Source organism: Phaeobacter sp. JH20_34, assembly GCF_048056095.1.
Lineage (GTDB): Bacteria > Pseudomonadota > Alphaproteobacteria > Rhodobacterales > Rhodobacteraceae > Phaeobacter > Phaeobacter bryozoorum.
In genome coordinates, this window is sequence record NZ_JAYMWT010000004.1 from 1 (window position 1) to 17942 (window position 17942).

Sequence of the window (17942 nt, forward strand, 5' to 3'; positions counted from 1 at the left end):
ACAACATGGCGCCCCAAGGGGCGCTTCTGGCGTTCGTAGCACTGGATGTGTGGAAACACAGATTTGGCCCGAGAAATATGGACAGTTGAGTTAGGTGGATTTCCCGCTCCTGATCCGGCAGCGTGCCGGGACGAAGGAGTAACGATGGCAAGACGACCCAGACGGAACCACAGCCCTGCATTCAAGGCGAAAGTCGCATTGGCAGCTTTGAAGGGCGACAAAACGATGAGCGAATTGGCGACGCAGTTTGACGTTCATCCGAACCAGATCAAGCAATGGAAAGACCAGCTCCTAGACCGCGTGACAGATGTTTTTGACGACAATCTGAAGGCGTCGAAGGAGCTCGAGATCGATGTCAAATCGTTGCACGCGAAGATAGGCCAGTTGACGCTGGAAAACGATTTTTTGGGCGAAGCGCTCGCCAAGGCCGGTCTGCTAAGAACGCTTGCGGGGTCCCACGGCAGACGCAATGCTCCAGCCCTTGTCGCTCCCAGTCCTGCCAGCCGACACCCACCATCCCTTTCGTCCTTCCTCATATGAGCTGTCTTGAAATCGTCGGCTGCATCTCTTTGACCATAAAGGACGAGGGCCTGTGAACCGTTCTGGTGATGTGGCTTTTGTGGGCGGGCGGTTTCTGTTAACGTTGGTTTAACAACAATACCGCCAGAGACAGGCAGTCGAGCATATGCAAACAGGCTTTCGAGGCACCTACGTCATTTCGTGGGGGCAGACCGAAGTGGATGGTCTGCCGGCGGCGCCGGTGTCGGCACTGGCCGCCGGGGCAAGCTGGCGCTGGCGCGGGGCGCCGCTGCGGGTCGACGGGCCTGGCAATCTCCTGGAACTGGAACCTGGCGATGCCGAGCGGGATCTGCGGCGCAATGCGGCGCGGTCCGTGCGCCGGTTGGTCGGGCTGGCGATTGAACCCGGACCGCAGGGGCGGGACCGGCTGGCTGACCGGCCGGAGGAGGACCGCCCGGAGACGGTGCTGCGGGATCGTTATTTCGTGGTGACCGACGGGCGGCGCAATTACACGGTGACGCTGATTGATGTCGGGCCCGTGCAGCGGCCGCTGTTGATGTTTGTCGATTCTCAACCTCCGAACGACAGGGATCTGTGGGTCGTCGATGTGCGGCTGGACACAGGCGACCGACGCGATGTGCGGTCGCATACCGGCGTGATCTGTTTTACCCCCGGAACCATGCTGCGCACCCCTGCAGGGGCGGTACCGGTTGAACAGCTGCGGGAAGGCGACTGGATCCAGACCCGCGACAGCGGCGCCCAGCAGATCCAGTGGATTGGCGCGCGGCGGATGACCGGCGCACGGCTGTTCGTCGCGCCCGAGCTGCGCCCGGTGCGGATCAGGGGAGGGGCGCTTGGCATCGAGCGGCCCGATGCGGATCTGCTGGTCTCGCCGAGCCATCGCATGCTGCTGCGAGGGCCGCATGTGCAAAGCCTGTTCAACACGCCCGAGGTGCTGGTTGCGGCGCGCGATCTGATCAATGGTCGCGAGATTACGGTCGATACGCAGCTGCGCGAGGTCACCTATATTCATGTCTTGTTGGCGGAGCATCAGGTGCTGTGGGCCAATGGGGTCGAGACGGAGAGCTTTCACCCCGCCCAGGCGGCGCTGAGCGCGCTGCGCGATGAGGATCGCGCCCGGCTGTTGCAGCAGCTGCCGGATCTGGAAGTCGATGCGATGCGCTATGGCGAATTCGCGCGCCGCAATCTCAGCCAGCCGGAGGCGGCAATCCTGCGACATGCAGCAGCCTGACCGCTTGTCGGCCGCGCGCTGAGACCGTGCGACTGCGCCGCTGGCGGAGCCGTTTTTCCCTCTGCCTTTGGCAAGGCGTGATAGGGGCGGAAAAGCTGGTTGACTCTCTCTCGCCCTCGTCTATACACGCGGCTTCATTGGTGTTGGCGGCTCCCGCAAGGGAATGCCTGTCATGCCCGAAGAGCGCAAGGATCATCCGGTCCTTCGCGACACGGAGCAAGAGGACAACGCCCTTCGATGCAGCCCTTTGGGGTGCGACCAAAACTGAAGGAGATCAGCCGTGACCAAACGCACGTCTGCCAAGTACAAAATTGACCGCCGTATGGGCGAAAACATCTGGGGCCGTCCGAAGTCCCCGGTGAACCGTCGTGAATACGGCCCCGGCCAGCACGGCCAGCGCCGCAAGGGCAAACTGTCCGATTTCGGTATCCAGCTGCGCGCCAAGCAGAAGCTCAAGGGCTACTACGGCGACCTGACCGAGAAGCAGTTCCGTCGCATCTACGCCGAAGCTGAGCGTGTTAAAGGCGACACCGGTGAAAACCTCATTGGTCTGCTGGAGCGCCGCCTGGACGCGGTTGTGTACCGTGCCAAATTCGTTGCAACCGTTTTTGCGGCCCGTCAGTTCGTGAACCACGGTCACGTTCTGGTCAACGGCAAGCGCGTGAACATCCCCTCCTACCGCGTGAAGGAAGGCGATGTGATCGAGGTTCGCGAGAAGTCCAAGCAAATGACCGCACTGCTGGAAGCTGTTCAGCTGGCAGAGCGTGACGTTCCTGACTACGTCGAAGCCGACCACTCCAAGATGACCGCCACTTTCGTGCGCGCACCGGGCCTGTCCGACGTGCCGTACCCGGTTGTGATGGAACCGAACCTGGTCGTCGAATTCTACGCCAAGAACTAAGTCCTGTCCGAACCGGACACGACAGAAAGGGGCTGCCATCTGGCGGCCCCTTTTTCATTTGCCACCGCAGCGGAGGGTCACTGGTGATTGCTTGTGGTGACAGGCGCCACCCGCCGCTGCCGCCATTTGCGATTGCCAGCTGCCCCTTTGCGGACCTATCCTTTTTGCAGACGCCCGCTCAGAGGTGATGAACAGGAAGGTAGACGATGAAAATGACCCGTATTCTGGGGATGGCTGCGATGGCAGCTGTCACCGCAACACTCACAGCAACACTCTCATGGGCGGCGCCCCTGCGTCTGACCCCGGCCAACCCGCAACCGACGGGGCTGAAGCCGGGTCTGTCGGTGCGCTATGCCTATCCCGACGACGTCAAGACGCTGCGCGCCGCTGCCAAGGCGCTGGAGGCCGGAGCCGAGGTCGGACCGCCGCTCAAGGGGCTTGACTATCGCGACACCAGCATCGGGCAGAATGCCCTCACCTCCAAACGCTCGGAGCATGTCGCGGCTGACATCCGTGGCTATGTGCGTTTTGATGCGCCGGGCATCTATACGATTGATTTCCTCACCAATGATGGCATCCGGGCGACGATCGGCGGCAAGGTGGTCGGCAAATTCGATGGTCGGCAGACCTGTCAGGAGACCTTTGCCCAGCAGGTGGAGGTGCCGCAAGCCGGTTGGTATCCGATCCATGTGCTGTATTTTCAGCGGCTGAATACCTCCTGCCTGCATATGCGAATGGGGCCGCAGGGCAGCCGTGTCACCTGGATGCCGAACAAGGCTTTTGGCCGCTGACAGGACTGCGGATTAGCTGACACGACTGCGGATTAGCGGTGACCGGTTGCGGGCGCCTGCGGCTATAGCGGCAGCGGGCGTCCTTCGGCGATGGCTTCCATGGCGAAATACGACGTGACGCTGTCCAGCTCGACACCTTCGATCAGGCGCTGGTAGACCTTGTCGTAACTGGCCATATCCTCGGTCACGACCTTCAGCTGGTAATCGTAATCGCCGCCGATGCGGTGGAAATCGACCACCTCGGGGATGGTCAGCACATGGCGGCGAAAGGTCTGCAACCATTCCGCCGAATGGTGACGTGTGCGCAGCATCACAAAGACCACCAGATCCAGCCCCAGCTGCTTGCGGTCCAGACGGGCGGTGGTGCCCTGCATCAGGCCGCTTTCGCTCAGGGTTTTCAGGCGTCGCCAGCAGGCGTTCTGCGACAGGCCGACCTGCTCTGCCAGATCGCGCTGCGAGAGGCTGGCGTCACGCTGCAGGGCGCGCAGCAGGGCCAGGTCGATGTTATCCAGCTTATGGGTCATGGCCCCATCATGGCGGCGGGCATGGCGGAGTTCAATCACTCAGTGCAGCCAACGGACGGGACCGGGACAGAGCAATCCGGCAAGAGGCGTCTTGCCGCTTTCCCATTGCTGCCAAGGCGGTTATTACGAGGCGGCATCAAGGAGCATCTACCATGACCCACATCGCGCCGCAGCCTGGCATATTGGACATCGCCCTTTATGAGGGCGGGGCTGCCCATGTGAAAGGGGTGAGCAATGTGACCAAGCTCTCCTCCAATGAAAACCCATTGGGGCCAAGCCCGAAAGCCATTGAGGCAATGCAGGCGGCGGTCTCTCAGATGCACCGGTATCCGAGTTCCGATCACAGCGCCCTGCGTCAGGCGATTGGCGAGGTCTACGGCCTGCCGGCGGAGCAGATCATCTGCGGGGCGGGCAGTGACGAGATTATCACCTTTCTCTGTCAGGCCTATGCGGGGCCGGGGGATGAGGTTCTGTTCACCGAGCATGGCTTTGCCATGTATCGCATCAGCGCCCTGGCGGCCGGGGCGACCCCGGTCGAGGTGGCGGAACGCGAACGCGTCACCGATGTCGATGCGCTGCTGGCCGGATGCAGCGAGCGCACGCGGCTGGTGTTCATCGCCAATCCCAACAATCCCACCGGCACGATGATCGGCACCGCTGATCTGGCCCGGCTCGCCGATGGTCTGCCTCGGGGAGCACTGCTGGTGCTGGATGGCGCCTATGCGGAATATGTCGAAGATTATGACGCCGGGGCTGAGCTGGTGGCCAGCCGCGACAATGTGGTGATGACGCGCACCTTCTCCAAGATCTACGGGCTGGGTGGCGCTCGGGTCGGCTGGGGCTATGCGCCGAAAGTCATCATTGACGTGCTGAACCGGGTGCGCGGTCCGTTCAACCTGTCGTCCACCGCGCTTGCCGGGGCGGAGGCAGCGGTGCGGGATACGGAGTATACCGAACATTGCCGTCAGGAAAACGCCAGGTGGCGCGGCTGGCTGGCCGAGGCGCTGGCAGAGTTGGGTGTGCCCTCAGACACCTCCTGTGCGAATTTCATTCTGGCGCGCTTTGCTAGCCCGGAAGAAGCGGGCGCCTGCGATGCCTTCCTTCAGTCGCGCGGGCTGATCGTGCGCCGGGTGAGCGGATACAAGCTGCCCGCAGCGCTGCGGATCACCGTGGGTGATGAGACCGCATGCAAGCAACTGGTTGCGGCTGTGAAGGCGTTCAAGGATGGCGCGGCATGAGCGCGCCGATCTACAACCGCATCGCGCTGATTGGTCTTGGCCTGATCGCCTCCTCCATGGCACATGCCATTCGCCGTGGCGGGCTGGCAGGCGAGATCACCGGCTATGCCCGCAGCGCACAGACCCGCGAGACCGCGCGCCGTATCAACTTGTGTGATCGTGTCTGCGAGACGGCTGCGGAGGCGGCGCAGGACGCTGATCTGGTCGTGCTCTGTGTGCCTGTGGGGGCGATGGATGTTGTGATGGCGGACATTGCGCCGGTGCTGAAACCCGGTGCCACGGTTTCCGACGTGGGGTCGGTCAAACGCCATGTGATCGACGCGGTGTTGCCGCATATCCCCGACGGGGTGCATTTCGTGCCCGCCCACCCATTGGCGGGCACCGAACATTCCGGGCCCGAGGCCGGGTTTGCCGAGCTTTATGACAACCGCTGGTGTCTGCTGGTGCCGGTTGAGGGCTGCGAGCGCGCCCCGGTGGACCGGTTGCGCCGGCTCTGGGAGGGGATGGGCTCCAACGTCGATGAGATGGACGCGGATCACCACGATCTGGTTCTGGCGGTGACCTCGCATGCGCCGCATCTGATTGCCTATACGATGGTTGGCGTGGCTGATGACCTGCGCCGGGTGACCGACAGCGAGGTGATCAAATACTCGGCTGCGGGATTTCGTGACTTCACCCGAATTGCCGCCTCCGATCCGACCATGTGGCGGGATGTATTCCTGACCAACAAGGATGCGACGCTGGAAATTCTGGGACGTTTCACCGAGGAGCTGTTTGCCCTGCAACGGGCCATCCGCACCGGGGATGGGGAGCATCTGCACCAGTATTTCACCCGCACCCGGGCCATCCGCCGGGGCATTATCGAGGCCGGGCAGGACACGGCGGCGCCGAACTTCGGCCGCGAGACCAAGTCATGAGGCGCGGCTGGCGGTCGGGGGCGCAAGCGGTTGCGACGGCAGCCGGGCTGATCGTCATGATCGCTGTCAGCGCCGGGGCCACTGCGGCCAATGCGCCTGACCGCTCGCTGCGGCCCAATGCGCGCCCGGATCCGGCGGCTGTCGCCGCTTTGACGCCGACGCCCGCCGCTGCTGCGGTCACCGTTTCATCGGATCTGCGCCCGCAAGGGCGACCGCCGTCTGAACAGGCCGTCGCCATGGCTGCGCTGCGCCTGCCGATGATGCCGACCGGTCCAGAGGCCTCTTTGCGTCCACATCTGCGGCCCGGCGATCTGGCGGAGAAAATCCTGTTCGGCAAACGCAAACGCCGCAAGACCTCGGTCTGCGGTGATATCGACATTCAGGGAGCAGAGGTGGGTGCCGTACCGGGGCGTCTGAACGGCTGCGGCGCAAAGAATGCGGTGCGGGTGCGCTCGGTTGCCGGGGTGACGCTCAGCCAGCAGTCGGTGATGACCTGCGACACCGCCCGCGCGCTCAAGAAATGGGTGGAGCGGGATGTGGTCAAGGCCTTTGGCCGGCGTGACAAGGTGGTGGCCCTGAGGGTGGCGGCGCATTATTCCTGCCGCACCCGGAACAACCGGCCGGGCGCAAAGATCTCAGAACATGGTCGGGCCAAGGCGATTGATATCTCGGGCTTCGTTCTGGAGAGCGGCAAGGTGATCACGGTGCTGAAGGGCTGGACCGCGCGCGCCACGCGCAAGGGGCTGCGGAAGATGTGGAAAGGTGCCTGTGGCCCGTTTGGCACCGTGCTGGGGCCGCTTTCGGACCGGTACCATCTGGATCATTTCCATCTGGACGTCGCCCGCCATCGCGGCGGTCCTTATTGCCGCTAGCGCAGGATCAGACGTGGCGCTGGACCGATCGGCAGCGGACCGAGTGTGACATAGCCGGAGCGCAAAGTCAGCGGCAGATCAAGGTCGCGATGGTTGCCGCCAAGCCCGGCAAAGACCCGCAAAACCCGCTCAATCCCGGAGCGCGCAGTCGGGTGCAGGCTGCCTGAGGCTTCGGCCATTTGCAGGATGTCCTGCCAGTTTTCAACCTGAAGCGCGAGATCGCCCTCTGGCAGGCCGGTCTCATCCAGACGCAGCTCGCCCGTCGCCTTGATGCGCATCGGGCCCCAGCGGGCCTCGGCCAGATGCAGCGAAATCTGGCGCGGCTGCGGGCGGCGCAGCTCAATCGCGCTGCGGTTCCAGCTGGTGTCGAACCCCACATTCATGTCGAGCGTGACCGTCTCCAGCCGCTCCGGAAGCCCCTCGGTCGCCGCTAACCGCTGGCGCAACAGCGGGTGAGGGGACACACCCTGCGCATCGGCGTGGATCTGGTAGTGGTTCTGCGCATCGGTCCGCGTCATCTCCAGCAGGACCGCCTGACCGCTCAGCTCGGGTTTGCCATTGCTCTGTACCGTCCAGTTTCTGGCCATCATGTGCAGCTGTTCCAGGTCCAGCGCGGATCCCGGTGCCAGTTGCAGCTCGGCCCGCAGCCCCTCGGTGTGCAGGATCGCGGTGCTGTCGAAATAGGAGAACCGTTGTGGTGTCGGCGGCAGCAGAAGCGTCACGGTGCCGGGCCAGAGTGCAAGGCTGCGGATGTCGAGCCAATCGGCACGCCATGCGGTGCCGGTGCCCGGATCGGCGAGGGCCGGGGTGGTGATCCGGTGATGGTGATAGAGTGGATAGCCGGAGGTGCGCAGCGTGGCATAATCGGCCTGCCAACCCTGCCGCTGCTGCTCGGCAAACCAGCCATCCAGCCCCTGACGCAGGCCCCAGGCGGCAACCGCCCAGTAGAGGCTCCAGACGGAGACCGAAATGAGCAGCATTTTTGTCCAACGGATCATCATTCGGCCTCTTTTCTGGACGTGGGATTTGATGTTTATAGACCGCGATCAAAAAAGGGCCAGCGTCATGACCATGTGGGTATTTGGATACGGATCTTTGTTGTGGAATCCAGGTTTTCCGGTGGCCCGCCGCGAAGTTGCGACCCTGCCGGGCTATGCGCGGTCCTTCTGCATGAAGTCGATCCATCATCGCGGCAGCGAGGAGAAACCCGGTCTTGTGCTGGCGCTGGATGCCATCGCAGGGGCGGCCTGTACCGGAATCGCGCTGGCAGTCGAGGCTGGCCACGAAGAGCAGACCTTGCTGGAACTGCGGGCGCGGGAGCTGATTTCCTCGGCCTATGTGGAGAAGGATCTGACGGTGCAGCTGGCCAGCGGCGGGGAAGTTACCGCCGTGACCTATGTGATTGATCCCGATCATATCCAATATTGCGGCGGCATTAGCCTCGAAACTCAGGCGCAGATCATTGCCGAAGCGGTTGGGGGACGTGGCCCCAATACCGAATATCTGTTCAATACGGCCGAGCATCTGGCGGAGATCGGGCTTCGCGACGCTGATTTGGATTGGCTTGCGGCGCGTGTGCGGGATCTTGCGTCATAAAGCCTTGGCTCTTTTGAGGATTTGCCTATAGGCTCCGGTTCTGCAAGAGCACCAAAAAAAAGTGTCAGGAGCCACAGCTATGGCGCAGCCAGACCGCGAAAGCAGACCGCAGTTTTCCCAACCGGTACGCCAGATTATCATGATGCTGATCGCTCTCGGGCTGTCAGGGTTCGGGGCCTTTGTGGCGCTGCCGCGCGTTTTGCCGGTGTTTGAAGCCAACCCCTGGCTCAACGGGTTTATCGGTCTGGTGTTTGTTTTCGGCGTGATGGCCTGTTTCTGGCAGGTGCTGCAACTGATCGGGTCGGTGCGCTGGATCGAGGCTTTCGCTGCCGGGGTCGCCAGAGAGGATGTTCGCCCACCGTCGATGCTGGCACCGCTGGCGTCACTGTTGCGGTCGCGGGGCGCGCGGATGCAGCTTGGCTCATCCTCGACCCGCTCTATCCTCGATTCCGTTGCGACCCGGATCGACGAAGAGCGTGAAATTACACGCTATATCGTTAACCTGCTGATTTTCCTTGGCCTTCTGGGGACGTTCTATGGTCTTGCGACCACGGTGCCCGCGGTGGTCGATACCATCCGCAGCCTCGCCCCGCAGGAAGGCGAGGAAGGGATCGCAGTGTTCAACCGGCTGATGACCGGGCTTGAGGCGCAGCTGGGCGGCATGGGCGTTGCCTTTGCCTCGTCTTTGCTGGGGTTGGCGGGATCGCTGATCGTCGGGCTGCTTGAGCTGTTCGCAGGCCATGGTCAGAACCGGTTCTACCGTGAGCTTGAAGAATGGCTGTCGTCTTTTACCCGCGTCAGCTTTTCCTCAGGCGAGGAGACAGGCGGCGGTGAAAACACGGCACTTGCAGGTGTGCTGGACAGCATGACCGAGCAGATGGACGCGTTGCAGTCGATGTTTGTGCAAACCTCCGAAGCCCGTGCCGGGGTGGATCAGAAACTGTCCGAGCTGGTGGATGCGATTACAGATATGAACCGGCGGCAGGACCAAACCGAAGGCACGGCCCGGGCGCTGGAGCGGGTCGCAGTGGGGCAGGAGGCCCTGACCGAACTGATGCGCGCCCATGGCGACGTCGGGTTGGATGCCGAAAGCCGGATGCGGCTGCGCTCTATCGACGTCCAGATGCTGCGCATCCTCGAAGAAATCTCCGCCGGCCGTCAGGAGAGCCTGGCGGAGCTGCGCAAGGATATCGACCTCCTGGTCAAGGCCTTTGCCCGACCGCGTGGATTGGGTCGCACCGCACGCGGCTCCGAGGACTAAGCGATGGCCCTGTCACGTCGCACCGGACAACGTTTTCAGGCCTCGATCTGGCCGGGGTTCGTGGATGCGATGACGGGTCTGTTGCTGGTCCTGATGTTTCTTCTGACCATCTTCATGGTGGTTCAGTTTGTGCTGCGCGAGACGATTTCGGGGCAGGAAAGTCAGCTGGATGAACTGGCCGCGGAAGTCGGGGCGCTGGCGGATGCGCTTGGGCTGGAGGAGCGGGCCAACAGTCAGTTGCAGGCCCGTCTTGGCGCCTTGTCGGCGACGCTCGGCACCACGCAGGGCGCACTTGAGGCTGCCGAGGCGGAGCTGTCGGCGGCGCGCGGAGAGATCAGCGATTTTGAGGCGCAGGTTGCGCAGCTGTTGCTTCGCCAGGAGGAGGCCAATGCCACGATCAGTGATCTGACCGCACAGCGCGCGGCGTTGCAGGCCTCGCAGTCTGAATTGGAAGGCGAGCGTGACGCGCTCTCGCAGGCGCTGGCTGCCAGCCGCAGTGAAATCGACGCCCAGACGGAGGCGGCCCGGCTGGCTGCGGCCAAACGCGAGGCGCTGGAGGCACTGGTTGCCGATCTGGAGACTACGGCGGCGGATGCCACGGCAGCGGCGCAGCAGCTGGAAACGGAGCTCACCTCTGCCGAGGCAGCGCGCCTTGCGGAGGCGGCTGCCGCCGAGGCGCTGCGCAACCGGCTGCAAGATGCGGATGCCGAACTGACCGCCATGACCCTCGCGCTTGAGGCGCAGCGGCAGGCCGCCGAGGATACGCTGACATTGCTTGCCGCTGCTGAAACGGCCAAGGACCAGCTGGATGCGCGGCTGGCCGAGGTTCTGGACGCGCTCGACAGCGCACAGGCTGCGACCGCGGACCGGGATGTTCTGGCCGAGCGGCTGACCCGTGTCTTGGCGCAGCTCGATGCCACACAGACACGCGCCGACACCGAGGTGGCGGCATTGCAGGAAGAGCTGGACCGGCTGCGGCAGAGCCGCGACACCTCGCAATCGGATCTTGAAACCACCACGGCGGCGCAGGCCGAATTGGAACAGCGCCTGCTGGAGGCGCTGGGCAAATTGGAACAGGCCAATGCAGCTGCTGCGGACCGGGATCTGTTGCAGCAGCGATTGCTGGCGGCCCTGAGCGACGGCAAGGATCAGGCCGCCGAAAGCGCCGAGCTGGCGAGCCTTGCAGAGCAGCGTGCCGCCCTGCTGGCACAGGCCCGCGAGAGCCTGAACGCCGAGCAGGCCATATCCGAGGAGGCGCGGCGTCAGACCGCACTGTTGAACCAGCAGGTCGCCGCCCTGCGCGAACAGCTTGGCGGTTTGCAGGCTCTGCTGGACGATTACAAAGCCCGTGATACAGCACAGTCGGTGCAGATGCAGAACCTTGGTCAGGATCTGAACGCTGCCCTGGCCCGGGCAGCCGCCGAGGAACGCCGACGTCGGCTGCTGGAGGAGAGTGAGCGCAAGCGACTGGAGGCTGAGGCAGAGCAGCTCAGCTCCAAGGCGCAGGATCTTGAGCAGTATCGTTCAGAGTTCTTTGGCAGGCTGCGCGATGTGCTGGGTAATCAGGAAGGGGTGCGGATCGAAGGCGACCGTTTTGTCTTTGCCTCGGAAGTGCTGTTTGCCCCCGGAAGCGCCGATCTGTCGCTGGAAGGGCGGGCTGAAATCGCCAAGGTCGCAGGGATCCTGCAGACCGTGGCAGCGGCCATTCCGCCGGAAATCAACTGGATCATCCGGGTTGACGGGCACACCGATGACACCCCGTTGGGGGTGCACCCGAAATTTGCCGATAACTGGGAGCTGAGCCAGGGCCGCGCGCTGTCGGTGGTGCGCTACATGGTGCAGGCGCTGGGCATCCCGCCCGAGCGCCTGTCTGCCAATGGATTTGGTGAATATCAGCCGGTGAATCCAGCCCCGACTGCGGCTGCAAGGGCGCAGAACCGCCGGATCGAGCTGAAATTCACCGAGCGCTGAGGTGCCATTGCCGGTGCTACCGGCGCGTGATCTGCGCTGCTGCCTGGGTGCGCTGTTTGCGGCGGGCTGCCAGTCGCGAAATCAGTGCTTTGGCTTCGGCGGTGGGCTCCTGTTCGATACGCCTGTAGTCGCTGCCATCGCGTTGCCGGGTCAGCAATCCACAGGAAATCATGGTGCGCCGCAGGGTTGCGGGATCCCTGAAGCGATGTTCGCCGATCAGCAGCGCATTCACCTGCGCCTCCTGCAACGCCCTGTCGGCCGGAAAGACCGACCAGAGCCCAAACAGCGCAAGCGTCTGCACGGCGCGTTTTGACGGCCAGCGCAGCAGCCGCCCGTGATCATCGAAATGGCCCAGCGTGCGTTCGATCAGCCGATGATCAGCCGCCGGCGCCATTGTGGTTTTCGTCAGCCGTCGGGCCGCTGCCTGTATGGCGCGCTGGTGTTGCAGGTTCTGAAAACCGGCGGCGCGGGCGAGCATGTTCATCAGTGTCAGATGCGAGGGGCTGGCCTCGCCCAGTTGCCGGGACAAGGCGCGGGAGAAATGGGACAGGTCATCCACCTGTAGGGGAAGCGGTTTTCGGGTCATATTGCATCCAATCGGCGCCTGTGCGGGTCGTTGGTCGCTGTCCTGACGACGCGGCGCCATCTGCAATGGAAACCGTTCGGTGATATGGCAGGTTTAGCTCTCCCATGCGGGAACAGCGACGCCTCGGTGTCTGCCGACCGTGGCAGCAGATTAGCCGCTGAGAGCGGCAAGGCCAAGAGGGCTTGGCCCCGCCGTGTCGGTGAAGCCCTATTTCACCGTCATTTCCTGGCGCTGATCATCTACGACCTGGCCGTCGCGCAGCAGTGTCGCGGTTGCGATGTAGCGGCCGGGTTGCAGCCCCGATCCACGGATCCGTTTGCCCGCGGCGCGGTACAGCTGCGCTTGGGTTTTTTCCAGCGGTTCGGTCTGCTCCAGCAGGGTGCCCTGCGGCCCGTCGATACGCAGCACCAGCTGGTCACCGCTGCGGGCGCCGAAGGCATAGGCCCAGAACACGATTGTGCCGCTGCCGGATGCCAGCGGCGACTGATCGGCGATCCCGGCCTTGACCGTGGCATATTTCGGAACATGGTCGGCAAAGCCGCTGCCCAGAAAGCCGCCGGCCTGATAGGTGATCTCCTCGGCCCAGAGCGGCGCGCCGATGTCGGCACCGCAGCCCTGGTCCATCCGGGGGCCAAAGGGGTCTATGGTGACACCATCCTTGCGCACGGAAAGATGCAGATGGGGAAACTGGGTGCTGCCGGAGAGGCCGATTTCCCCAAGCGGTGTGCCGGCCGTGACCCTGTCGCCGGAGCTGACCTGGATGGACCCACGTTTCATGTGGCAATACTGAGTTTCCCAGCCGCCGCCGTGGCGCAGCAGAACCCCGTTTCCACATTTCCGCCCCTCGATCGCGGGGTCGTCCGGCCCGCTGGAATAGCGGTCCTCCATCCCGTCGCGGCTGCCGACCACGGTGCCATCCGCCGCGGCAAAGACAGTGACGCCGGCCTCCATGTCGCTGAGATAGGGCAGGGCGATATCCGTACCGTTGTGGCCGTCATAGGTGAGGGTATTGCAGGTGAAATCCTGTGTCGCCGGTCCGATGGCGCGGTCGACATATTGCTGGATCTGGCAGCTGTCGCCGAGGGTGCAATCGACCGGCCAGTCCAGAACGAGATCACTCGCCGCGACGGGCGCGGCGAGCGAGGAGAGAAATGCCAGGGGCAGAAGACGCATTGGCTGTTACTCGGCCGTAAGCAGCGGCGGCCTGTCCCCCGAGATGCGAGGCTTGGCCGGGCCTTCGATCCTGAGATCCAGTTTGCCATCCTTAATGCCGACCTTGACCAGGCCCCCCTTGGAGAGTTTGCCAAACAGCAGCTCTTCCGCCAGCGGTTTCTTGATGTGCTCCTGAATGACACGGCCCAGAGGACGCGCGCCCATGCGGTCGTCGTAGCCTTTGTCAGCCAGCCATTCTGCCGCCTTGCGGGTGAGTTCGATCGAGACATTGCGGTCCATCAGCTGGGCTTCCAGTTGCAGGACAAATTTCTCGACCACCTGCAGGATGACGTCCTTGGGCAGCGGTGCAAAGGAGATCACCGCGTCCAGACGGTTGCGGAACTCCGGGGTGAACGTGCGTTCGATGGCGGCTGTATCCTCGCCTTCGCGGCGGTCACGACCAAAGCCGATGGCGGCCTTTGCCTGCTCGGATGCGCCGGCATTCGAGGTCATGATCAGCACGACATTGCGGAAGTTCACGGTGCGGCCGTTGTGATCGGTCAGCTGGCCATTATCCATGACCTGCAACAGGATGTTGAACACATCCGGGTGCGCCTTCTCGATTTCATCCAGCAGCAGCACGCAGTGGGGATGCTGGTCAACACCATCGGTCAACAGCCCGCCCTGATCAAAACCGACATAGCCCGGAGGCGCGCCGATCAGGCGGGAAACCGCGTGTTTCTCCATGTATTCGGACATGTCAAACCGCAGAAGCTCCACACCCAGCGTATCGGCGAGCTGTTTGGCGACCTCTGTCTTGCCGACGCCGGTGGGGCCTGCAAAGAGATAGTTGCCGATGGGTTTTTCCGGTTCGCGCAGACCGGCACGGGCCAGTTTGATGGCGCTGGACAGCGCCTCGATCGCGTTGTCCTGACCAAAGACCACCCGTTTCAGCGAGCGCTCCAGATCCTTCAGCACCTCGGCGTCGTCCTTGGAAACGTTTTTGGGCGGGATGCGGGCGATCTTGGCGACAACCGCTTCGATCTCCTTCACACCGATGGTCTTGCGGCGTTTGCTTTCGACCACCAGATGCTGTGCGGCACCGGCCTCGTCGATTACGTCAATCGCCTTGTCCGGCAGTTTGCGATCATTGATGTAGCGGGCGGAGAGCTCCACCGCAGATTTGATCGCATCGCTGGTAAAGCGGATGCCGTGATGGTCCTCGAAATAGGGTTTCAGCCCTTTCAGGATCTCGATGGAATCCTCGACCGACGGTTCATTCACATCAATTTTCTGGAACCGGCGGGACAGCGCGCGGTCCTTCTCGAAATGCTGGCGGAACTCCTTGTAGGTGGTGGAGCCCATGGTGCGCAGCTTGCCGCCCTGAAGCGCGGGCTTCAGCAGGTTGGACGCGTCCATGGCCCCGCCGGAGGTGGCGCCTGCGCCGATCACCGTGTGGATTTCGTCAATGAACAGAACTGCATCGGGGTGATCTTCCAGCTCGGTAACGACGGCTTTCAGACGTTCCTCGAAATCGCCGCGGTAGCGGGTGCCCGCCAGCAGCGCGCCCATATCCAGCGAGTAGATGGTGGTTTCCGACAGAACCTCGGGCGTTTCACCGGCGACAATCTTGCGCGCCAGGCCTTCGGCGATGGCGGTCTTGCCAACGCCGGGATCGCCAACCAGAAGCGGGTTGTTCTTGCGGCGGCGGCATAGAACCTGGATGCAGCGCTCAACCTCGTGGCTGCGCCCGATCAGCGGGTCAATGTCGCCCTCGCGCGATTTTTCATTGAGATCGACGCAGTATTTCGCCAGCGCGCTCTCTTTCTTGTCGCCCTCGGTGGTGGGCTGGGGCTCTTCCTCGACTTCGGGGGAGCCGGTGACGGGCCGGGACTCACCAAAGGCCGGATCCTTGGCCACGCCATGGGCGATGAAATTCACCGCGTCATAGCGGGTCATGTCCTGATCCTGCAGGAAGTAGGCCGCGTCGCTCTCGCGCTCGGCGAAGATGGCGACCAGCACATTGGCGCCCGTCACCTCGGTCCGGCCGGAGCTTTGAACATGGATGGCGGCGCGCTGGATCACGCGCTGGAAGGCAGCGGTCGGTACCGCTTCGGAGCCGTCGATGTCGGTGACCAGATTGGCGAGATCCTCATCGACAAATTCGACAAGGGTTGCACGCAATTCGGTGAGGTCGACACTGCAGGCGCGCATGACGCGGGCCGCGTCCGGCTCATCCAGCAGGGCCAGAAGCAGATGCTCCAGGGTTGCGAATTCGTGACGCCGTTCGTTTGCCAGCGCAAGCGCGGCGTGAATGGCCTGTTCCAAAGTGCTCGAGAATGAAGGCACGGGCGTGCTCCTCTTGGTCTTGGGTTGGCGTTGAGGCTGTGGGACGGATGCCTAGCCTTCCACAGTCCAACCATGTCCTGATAGTATTAGAGTTTGGTTGATACGTGCCCGGCTTCAAGTTCTTTCTTGCAATTTCTTGTCACATTTCTCGTGACTGTGCCGTGAAACGGCAGCCGGGGCGCCTAAAACTTGTCCTTTCGCGCCCGGATTTCAGCAAAGACCTTGGTCGCCGGCGCCCCGCCCATGCCAAGGGCATCCTTGACGCTGTCGAGATGGGCCCGCAGGAACGGGTTGGTGTCCAGCTCCTCCTGCAGGCGTGACGGGACTGTTGGTCGCCCTTCTGCACGGTCCGCATCAATCGCCGCGCAGCGCTGTTGCAGCGCCGGGTTGTCCGGGTCGATGGTGAGCGCGAAGCGGGCATTGGACTGGGTGTATTCATGGCCGGAATAGACCGTGGTGTCGCCGGGCAGGGCGGCGAGTTTCTGCAGGCTCTGCCACATCTGGTCGGCAGTCCCCTCAAACAGGCGGCCACATCCCAGCGCCATCAGGCTGTCGGCTGTGAAAACCGCTGAGGACGCCGGGAGGTGAAAGGCAATATGGCCGAGGGTATGGCCGGAGACATCCAGCACATGGATCTCCTCGCCGAGGCAGCTGAAGGTCTCTCCCTCGGCCACCGCCAGATCTAGATCCGGCAGGCGATGGGCATCGGCGCGCGCGCCGACGATCTGGCAGTCATAGGATGCACGCAGGTCGGCGACCCCGTCGATATGATCCCAGTGGTGGTGAGTCAGCAGGATCTGATCCAGCCCCCAGCCGCGCCTGTCTAGCTCCGACTTGATGGCCTCCGCTTCCGGCGCATCAACCAGCGCGGTCTGACCGGTGGCGGCATTGTGCAGCAAAAAGGCATAGTTGTCGGACAGGCAGGGCAGGGTGACGATTTCAAGGGGCATGGTCATTCGCTTCTCGATGGGTAAACTGACGGCGACTGGCCTCAGATTGGCCCAAGCAACGGACGCCCGCAATGCATGTTGATGTTCAGGATCTGAGGAATTTCTACTATCGCAGCACCCTGGGGCGGGCGGCGCAGGCGTCGATCCGCGGTCGGCTGCTGGAATTATGGCCCGAGGCGGCCGGGCTGACGGTCGCGGGGTTTGGGTTTGCGGCACCGCTGCTGCGCCCCTATCTGGCGGAGGCACGGCGGGTGATTGCGCTGATGCCCGGGCCGCAGGGGGTGATGCAGTGGCCGGCCGGGCTGCCCAATGTTTCGGTGCTCTGCGAAGAGACCTCCTGGCCGATTGAAACCGGGCATGTGGATCGGCTGGTGCTGCTGCACGGGCTGGAGACCTCGGACCGGCCGTCGCATCTGCTGGAGGAATGCTGGCGGGTGCTGGGACCGGGGGGGCGCGCCGTCTTTGTGGTGCCCAACCGTGCCGGTCTCTGGGCGCGCTCGGATGTGACCCCGTTTGGCTTTGGCCGCCCCTATACGCTGAGCCAGGTGGAAAATCAGCTGCGCCTGCATCAGTTCACCGTCGAGCGGCACTCAGCCGCGCTTTATCTGCCGCCCAGTCAGCGCCGCTTCTGGCTGAAGTCCGGGCCTTTGTTTGAGCGGATGGGGGATCGTCTTCCGGCGATGCTGGGGGGCGGTGCGTTTCTGGTGGAGGTCAGCAAGCAGGTGCATGTCCAGCGCGGCGAGATGACCCGCCTGCGCCGTCCCAATCCGATCCGGGTGCTGGAAGGGTTGTCCAATCCGATGCCCGAACCGGCGTGACGGGGGCGATTTCAGGGGCGGGCGGATGCGTCCGGGCGGTCGTCGATGTCGTTTGCGGCGTATGCACAGGGTGACGGCAGGTCGCCTGCAAACGACGCCGCGTCGCGACGTCTGCGGGCTGGACAGGTGGCGCAAAATGGGGCGCGATGAGAGGCTATGAAATAGGCGGTTCTTAATCTTTGGCAGGTGGCGCAGGATGACCTTGCGGAAGGCGGCTTCGGGTGCTCTGGTGCTTGATTCCCCGC

16 protein-coding genes and 1 pseudogene are annotated in these 17942 nt (G+C 63.3%); 11 read left to right on the top strand and 6 right to left on the bottom strand.

What is annotated here, in order from left to right; translation table 11 throughout:
* Positions 1-144: 144 nt before the first annotated feature.
* From VWZ81_RS01435 to VWZ81_RS01450, 4 genes and pseudogenes are all read left to right on the top strand, one after another.
* Positions 145-435: pseudogene (locus tag VWZ81_RS01435) on the top strand (transposase); the annotation flags it as partial.
* 250 nt (positions 436-685) lie between these two features.
* Entirely contained in the window at positions 686-1771 is a 1086-nt protein-coding gene (locus tag VWZ81_RS01440; protein WP_416541869.1) for a Hint domain-containing protein, read from the top strand.
* Between the two features lie 280 nt (positions 1772-2051).
* Entirely contained in the window at positions 2052-2672 is a 621-nt protein-coding gene (gene rpsD, locus VWZ81_RS01445) for a 30S ribosomal protein S4 (protein WP_072505221.1), read from the top strand.
* Between the two features lie 206 nt (positions 2673-2878).
* Positions 2879-3463 (top strand): PA14 domain-containing protein, encoded by a 585-nt coding sequence (locus VWZ81_RS01450; RefSeq protein WP_416539151.1) that lies wholly within the window; start codon positions 2879-2881, stop codon positions 3461-3463.
* A 62-nt stretch (positions 3464-3525) separates the two neighbouring features.
* Here VWZ81_RS01450 and VWZ81_RS01455 read toward each other — a convergent pair whose 3' ends face one another.
* On the bottom strand, positions 3526-3987 hold the full coding sequence (locus VWZ81_RS01455) for an Lrp/AsnC family transcriptional regulator (RefSeq protein WP_340546268.1): 462 nt from the start codon (positions 3985-3987) through the stop codon (positions 3526-3528).
* A gap of 152 nt (positions 3988-4139) precedes the next feature.
* Here VWZ81_RS01455 and hisC point away from each other — a divergent pair, with 152 nt between their 5' ends.
* From hisC to VWZ81_RS01470, 3 genes are read left to right on the top strand one after another with little or no spacing between them, the layout of a single operon-like run.
* Positions 4140-5225: a histidinol-phosphate transaminase gene (hisC, locus tag VWZ81_RS01460; protein WP_340546267.1), complete on the top strand. Its 1086-nt coding sequence runs from the start codon at positions 4140-4142 to the stop codon at positions 5223-5225.
* Complete coding sequence (locus VWZ81_RS01465) at positions 5222-6142, top strand: prephenate/arogenate dehydrogenase family protein (protein WP_416541870.1); 921 nt, start codon at positions 5222-5224, stop codon at positions 6140-6142. Before hisC ends, VWZ81_RS01465 begins: the two co-directional genes overlap by 4 nt.
* A complete protein-coding gene (locus tag VWZ81_RS01470) occupies positions 6139-7014 on the top strand; it encodes an extensin family protein (protein WP_340546265.1) in 876 nt (291 codons plus the stop codon). The genes VWZ81_RS01465 and VWZ81_RS01470 overlap by 4 nt, the downstream gene beginning before the upstream one ends.
* On the opposite strand, the gene VWZ81_RS01475 is transcribed toward VWZ81_RS01470, so the two are convergent.
* On the bottom strand, positions 7011-8012 hold the full coding sequence (locus tag VWZ81_RS01475) for a DUF2125 domain-containing protein (protein ID WP_416549200.1): 1002 nt from the start codon (positions 8010-8012) through the stop codon (positions 7011-7013). The genes VWZ81_RS01470 and VWZ81_RS01475 overlap by 4 nt on opposite strands.
* Positions 8013-8079: 67 nt before the next feature.
* Here VWZ81_RS01475 and VWZ81_RS01480 point away from each other — a divergent pair, with 67 nt between their 5' ends.
* The 3 genes from VWZ81_RS01480 (at position 8080) to VWZ81_RS01490 (ending at position 11842) form a co-directional block, all read left to right on the top strand.
* Positions 8080-8610 (top strand): gamma-glutamylcyclotransferase, encoded by a 531-nt coding sequence (locus VWZ81_RS01480; RefSeq protein ID WP_416541872.1) that lies wholly within the window; start codon positions 8080-8082, stop codon positions 8608-8610.
* Between the two features lie 79 nt (positions 8611-8689).
* Positions 8690-9871 (top strand): biopolymer transporter ExbB, encoded by a 1182-nt coding sequence (locus tag VWZ81_RS01485; RefSeq protein WP_340546262.1) that lies wholly within the window; start codon positions 8690-8692, stop codon positions 9869-9871.
* 3 nt (positions 9872-9874) lie between these two features.
* On the top strand, positions 9875-11842 hold the full coding sequence (locus VWZ81_RS01490) for a peptidoglycan -binding protein (protein ID WP_416541873.1): 1968 nt from the start codon (positions 9875-9877) through the stop codon (positions 11840-11842).
* 16 nt (positions 11843-11858) lie between these two features.
* Here VWZ81_RS01490 and VWZ81_RS01495 read toward each other — a convergent pair whose 3' ends face one another.
* From VWZ81_RS01495 to gloB, 4 genes are all read right to left on the bottom strand, one after another.
* Positions 11859-12428 (bottom strand): DUF2087 domain-containing protein, encoded by a 570-nt coding sequence (locus VWZ81_RS01495; protein WP_416541874.1) that lies wholly within the window; start codon positions 12426-12428, stop codon positions 11859-11861.
* 207 nt (positions 12429-12635) lie between these two features.
* Complete coding sequence (locus VWZ81_RS01500; protein ID WP_416541875.1) at positions 12636-13601, bottom strand: M23 family metallopeptidase; 966 nt, start codon at positions 13599-13601, stop codon at positions 12636-12638.
* Positions 13602-13607: 6 nt separating this feature from the next.
* Positions 13608-15929 (bottom strand): ATP-dependent Clp protease ATP-binding subunit ClpA, encoded by a 2322-nt coding sequence (gene clpA, locus VWZ81_RS01505; protein WP_340546258.1) that lies wholly within the window; start codon positions 15927-15929, stop codon positions 13608-13610.
* A 182-nt stretch (positions 15930-16111) separates the two neighbouring features.
* On the bottom strand, positions 16112-16885 hold the full coding sequence (gene gloB, locus VWZ81_RS01510) for a hydroxyacylglutathione hydrolase (RefSeq protein ID WP_416541876.1): 774 nt from the start codon (positions 16883-16885) through the stop codon (positions 16112-16114).
* A gap of 65 nt (positions 16886-16950) precedes the next feature.
* Here gloB and VWZ81_RS01515 point away from each other — a divergent pair, with 65 nt between their 5' ends.
* Positions 16951-17697: a class I SAM-dependent methyltransferase gene (locus tag VWZ81_RS01515; RefSeq protein ID WP_340546256.1), complete on the top strand. Its 747-nt coding sequence runs from the start codon at positions 16951-16953 to the stop codon at positions 17695-17697.
* Positions 17698-17942 lie beyond the last annotated feature (245 nt).

Bases quoted from the DNA above. Each gene is read 5' to 3' on its own strand.
- VWZ81_RS01440 (WP_416541869.1), top strand. From the start codon at position 686: ATGCAAACAGGCTTTCGAGGCACCTACGTCATTTCGTGGGGGCAGACC.
- VWZ81_RS01450 (WP_416539151.1), top strand. From the start codon at position 2,879: ATGAAAATGACCCGTATTCTGGGGATGGCTGCGATGGCAGCTGTCACC.
- VWZ81_RS01455 (WP_340546268.1), bottom strand. From the start codon at position 3,987: ATGACCCATAAGCTGGATAACATCGACCTGGCCCTGCTGCGCGCCCTG.
- hisC (WP_340546267.1), top strand. From the start codon at position 4,140: ATGACCCACATCGCGCCGCAGCCTGGCATATTGGACATCGCCCTTTAT.
- VWZ81_RS01465 (WP_416541870.1), top strand. From the start codon at position 5,222: ATGAGCGCGCCGATCTACAACCGCATCGCGCTGATTGGTCTTGGCCTG.
- VWZ81_RS01470 (WP_340546265.1), top strand. From the start codon at position 6,139: ATGAGGCGCGGCTGGCGGTCGGGGGCGCAAGCGGTTGCGACGGCAGCC.
- VWZ81_RS01475 (WP_416549200.1), bottom strand. From the start codon at position 8,012: ATGATCCGTTGGACAAAAATGCTGCTCATTTCGGTCTCCGTCTGGAGC.
- VWZ81_RS01480 (WP_416541872.1), top strand. From the start codon at position 8,080: ATGACCATGTGGGTATTTGGATACGGATCTTTGTTGTGGAATCCAGGT.
- VWZ81_RS01485 (WP_340546262.1), top strand. From the start codon at position 8,690: ATGGCGCAGCCAGACCGCGAAAGCAGACCGCAGTTTTCCCAACCGGTA.
- VWZ81_RS01490 (WP_416541873.1), top strand. From the start codon at position 9,875: ATGGCCCTGTCACGTCGCACCGGACAACGTTTTCAGGCCTCGATCTGG.
- VWZ81_RS01495 (WP_416541874.1), bottom strand. From the start codon at position 12,428: ATGACCCGAAAACCGCTTCCCCTACAGGTGGATGACCTGTCCCATTTC.
- VWZ81_RS01500 (WP_416541875.1), bottom strand. From the start codon at position 13,601: ATGCGTCTTCTGCCCCTGGCATTTCTCTCCTCGCTCGCCGCGCCCGTC.
- gloB (WP_416541876.1), bottom strand. From the start codon at position 16,885: ATGACCATGCCCCTTGAAATCGTCACCCTGCCCTGCCTGTCCGACAAC.
- VWZ81_RS01515 (WP_340546256.1), top strand. From the start codon at position 16,951: ATGCATGTTGATGTTCAGGATCTGAGGAATTTCTACTATCGCAGCACC.